Below are 3,547 nucleotides of genomic sequence, written 5' to 3'. Positions count from 1 at the left end.
GATCCAGGTCCCTCTCCCAGCCGTAGCCCTGCTCCACCGCCCACCTGGCCCCCATCACTATGACTTCATCCAACTGCCCTGGGCTCAGCCTGACCTTACCGCTGCTCCCCAGCCCTGATGGGACGTTCTCGAACAGGGCGTCTACAAGCTGCTTCAACCTCGGTCTGACGTCCTTCTCATCCAGATCAGTCCTTATCAGCCTGACGCCGCAGTTGTGCACCACTATCCCGTTAGCTATGAAGTTATGGGCTCTGTGTTCTACACCGACGTCGTAGAACTCCTTGTAGGAAGGCATCACTCTCTCAACTCTCTCCACCCTCTCGATCACCACCCCACCCCTTAGGCAGCAGGACGAGACGAACTCTTCGAAAGTGGGGAAGCTCAGCTTGGACTCTTTGGCTTCAGGTCCCTGGAGTGAGTTCTCAGATCGGCTCCTCGCGCGCCAGGCATCCTTCCTGACGAGGTACGCGTGGGCCCAGAGGCCAACCTCCCTCTTCCTGAGATCGTACTCGTACCCTATCCTCCCAAGGAAGGTCCTTATGCTTTCCTCATCCACTATCGAGAGCTCGTAAGCCACTCTCTCTTCATCCTTCCTGAGCCTTTGGATGGTGGCATGAATACCGAAGTCCTTCAAGAGCTCAGCTATCTCCCTCAGGTACTTAAAGAGCCCATCCTCGAGTTCCATCCTCTCAATTCGGGTCAGGTTTATCGGGAGGGGTTCGCGCCCCTCGAAGATGACGGGACCGCCCTCAGCCCCGAAGAGGCCGGCGAGGAAGTTCCTCTTCACCCAGAGAGGCGCCCTCTTTATCCACTCTGGGATCCCGAGTTTCTCCCCGCTGGGCATCCCGAGCTCCTTCATGAGGAGTGCGAGGGCCCCTTCCACCCTGAGCTCTCGATCGTCCCTCCTGATGAGAAGGCCCTCACCGATCCCAAGCCTCTCAAGGTCCCTCATCACCTCCCTCAGCGTCTCCTCAGAGCCATGGAAGCATAAGCTGATCCTTCCGGAGACCTCCCCAAGGCGACCGCTCCCCATGGCGAAGCCGAGCAGCCTTGCCAGTATCCCGAGCCTCGGATCCTCCCATCTGAGGGGGATGAGGCCCCTCTCCCTCAGCTGGCTCCTCATGACCGGGTCCTCGAGCGAGTCCTCCTCCAAGAGCGGGCCCTCCCTCTCCTCGTACTCGACGCCATCGAAGGGGTAGACCAGGATCGCGTCTCCCTCCCTGAGCTCACCCATGGGTCTGTAGCCATCCGGGGTCATGATGGGATGATCCTCGCTTCCCTCTAGCGATCGTCCGGTCTCCGTGATCAGCCTGATCGCCTCCCCCTCGGCATCTCTCACCGCGACGAAGAGCAAGTCCGAGTGATCGTTGTGGCCCTCCTCAACGTCGTAGACCCTGAGTCCCTGGGGCCTCCTGGGGAGATCAGATATCCTCATCCTGAAGCCGTGCTCCGTCAGGACCTCAGAGTCGGGGGAGAGGCAATTTATGTCGTACCCCACACCCCCTGGGCTTACTATGCCCTCATGAGCATCGAAGGCCGCTACGCCCCCTATGGGGAAGCCGTAACCCTCGTGTATGTCCGGCATGGCTATGGAGTACTTGTATATCCCGGGGAGCATCGCCACGTTGGCCAGCTGCTCCAGGGCCCTCGCCTCTATCTGCTTCACGAGCTTCTCAGTTGCGAAGACGAGACCAGGTACCCTCATTCCGGGTTTGTAGCTCTTCGGTAGCTCCCACCTCACTTCATCTAGCTTCCTCAGGACGGCCTCCATGTTCGGCACCTCGCGGTCATGGCTGGAGCCTATTTTAATCTTGACATCAGGGTGAGAAGGAATGGGAAGTCGGATGAGGGCCAGGCTGGGGCAGCATATGATGGTCTCCAGGAAGTGGCTCCGTACGATGGCCGATCTACTGGAGGTCAGCGGATACGATGAGGTGGTGGAGCTAGGAGCCGGGACCGGGAACCTGAGCGAGGAGATACTCCTCAGGGGGCCTAAGAAGCTCATCCTCGTGGAGAGGGATGCCAGGCTCGTTGAGGTCCTGAGGTCCAGGTTCAGGGGTAAGGGGAACGTTGAGGTGATAAGGGGGGACATAAGGAACTTCCTCCCGATTAGAACCGACAAGATAGCCTCCAATCCCCCATACTACCTCTCCTCCCAGCTGGTATTGGGGCTGGCCAGGAGCAGGTTCAGGAGGGCAGTCGTCACGTTCCAAAGGGAGTTCGCGGAGAGGTTAGTCGCGAAGCCGGGTACGGAGAGGTACGGGAGCCTCTCCGTTATAGCCTCACTCCTCCTAAATGTGAGGCTGGTCGCGACGGTTGGGAGGGGCGCCTTCAGTCCCCCGCCCGCCGTGGAGTCCGCGATCCTGGTCATCGAGCCGAGGGAGGACGAGCTCAGGGATCAGATACTTAGGTACTGCAGGCTGATATTCTCCAGGAGGAAGAGGGAGCTCAAGAACGTTCTGAGACCCTTTGTGGGTGAGAGGGCCCTATCATCCCCTCACCATGACTTGAGGCCCTACCACCTCACGCCGGAGCAGGTGAGGGAGGTGATAGCCTGGCTGGGGGAGGAGCTTGGGAGATAGCGGGCCTTAGGCTGCTGAGGTCCGAGGGAGTTTACTGGCCGGCGGAGGACAGCCTACTCATGCTTGAAGCCCTGAGATCGATCGAGGTGAGGGGTAAGACCTGCCTGGACCTGGGAACCGGGACCGGTATCCTAGCGATAGACATGGCCAGGCGCGGTTGCCTGACGGTCGCCTCCGACGTTTCCATGGACTCCTGCCTGCTGGCCAGGAGGAACTCCGCCCTCAACGGGGTATATGTGGAGGTGGTTCAGGGGGACTTGGCGAGGCACTTCAGGGATCTCTCCTTCGACATCGTGGCCTTCAACCCGCCCTACCTGCCGCTGAGGGGTGAGTCGGAGCAGTGGTCCGGTGGGGAGCTAGGGAGGGAGCTGATAGATTCCCTCCTCATCGACCTGCCCAGGCTTCTGAGGGACGGGGGAGCAGCACTCCTGCTCCACGCGGACTTCAACGATCCGATACTCACGATTAAGAGGGCCAGGGCCCTGAACCTGAGCGCCAAGATAATTGGGAGGAAAAAGCTCTCATTTCACGAGTTAATGGTCGTCATGGTGCGGAAGGATTGATCAGAAACGGGACTCCCTGGCCTGCTTCACCATCCTGTAGTGCTTCTTGCAGAGCGGTATTCTCCTCCCGATCTCTCCCTTCAGCCTCAGCTTGAGCGATTGTATAATGGGCAGATAGGACCTATCCACCTCCTTAGCGGCCTCCTCGCCGCAGCCCTCAACGGAGCATTCGGTCATCAGGTCACCCTCCTCCTGAGGAGATGGCTCCTATTAACTTTTTCACGGGGAGCATCGTGTTTGAGGGATCTTCTCGAGCTCGCCTAAACCATCCAACAAGTGCCCCTCACGCGTGAACTCGGTTATGGGGGGTCGATGGAGCCAAGGGCTCAACTCACCAGAAGTCGCTGGAAGTTATCAGATGCGAGCTCAGAAAATTTAAAAATTTTTATCACAGGTTAATTG

General features: G+C 58.9%; 3 protein-coding genes. 2 read left to right on the top strand and 1 reads right to left on the bottom strand.

Annotated features, from left to right (window positions below; all coding sequences use genetic code 11):
- Positions 1 to 1,771, bottom strand: a 1,771-nt coding sequence (locus BA066_07295) for an RNA-splicing ligase RtcB (protein ID RDD52891.1), incomplete at its 3' end; no start/stop codon positions are given.
- Between the two features lie 61 nt (positions 1,772 to 1,832).
- Between BA066_07295 and rsmA the strand changes: the two genes are divergently transcribed.
- Together rsmA and BA066_07285 are read left to right on the top strand one after the other, a co-directional pair.
- Positions 1,833 to 2,582, top strand: coding sequence for a ribosomal RNA small subunit methyltransferase A (gene rsmA / locus BA066_07290; GenBank protein ID RDD52890.1), 750 nt, complete (start codon positions 1,833 to 1,835; stop codon positions 2,580 to 2,582).
- Positions 2,583 to 2,641: 59 nt separating this feature from the next.
- Positions 2,642 to 3,145 (top strand): methyltransferase domain-containing protein, encoded by a 504-nt coding sequence (locus BA066_07285; protein RDD52889.1) that lies wholly within the window; start codon positions 2,642 to 2,644, stop codon positions 3,143 to 3,145.
- The last annotated feature ends 402 nt before the right edge of the window (positions 3,146 to 3,547 follow it).

This window comes from Candidatus Korarchaeota archaeon NZ13-K (genome assembly GCA_003344655.1).
Lineage (GTDB): Archaea > Korarchaeota > Korarchaeia > Korarchaeales > Korarchaeaceae > Korarchaeum.
Note: the sequence above shows the minus strand (reverse complement) of the source record. Positions and strands in the feature narration are given on the sequence as shown.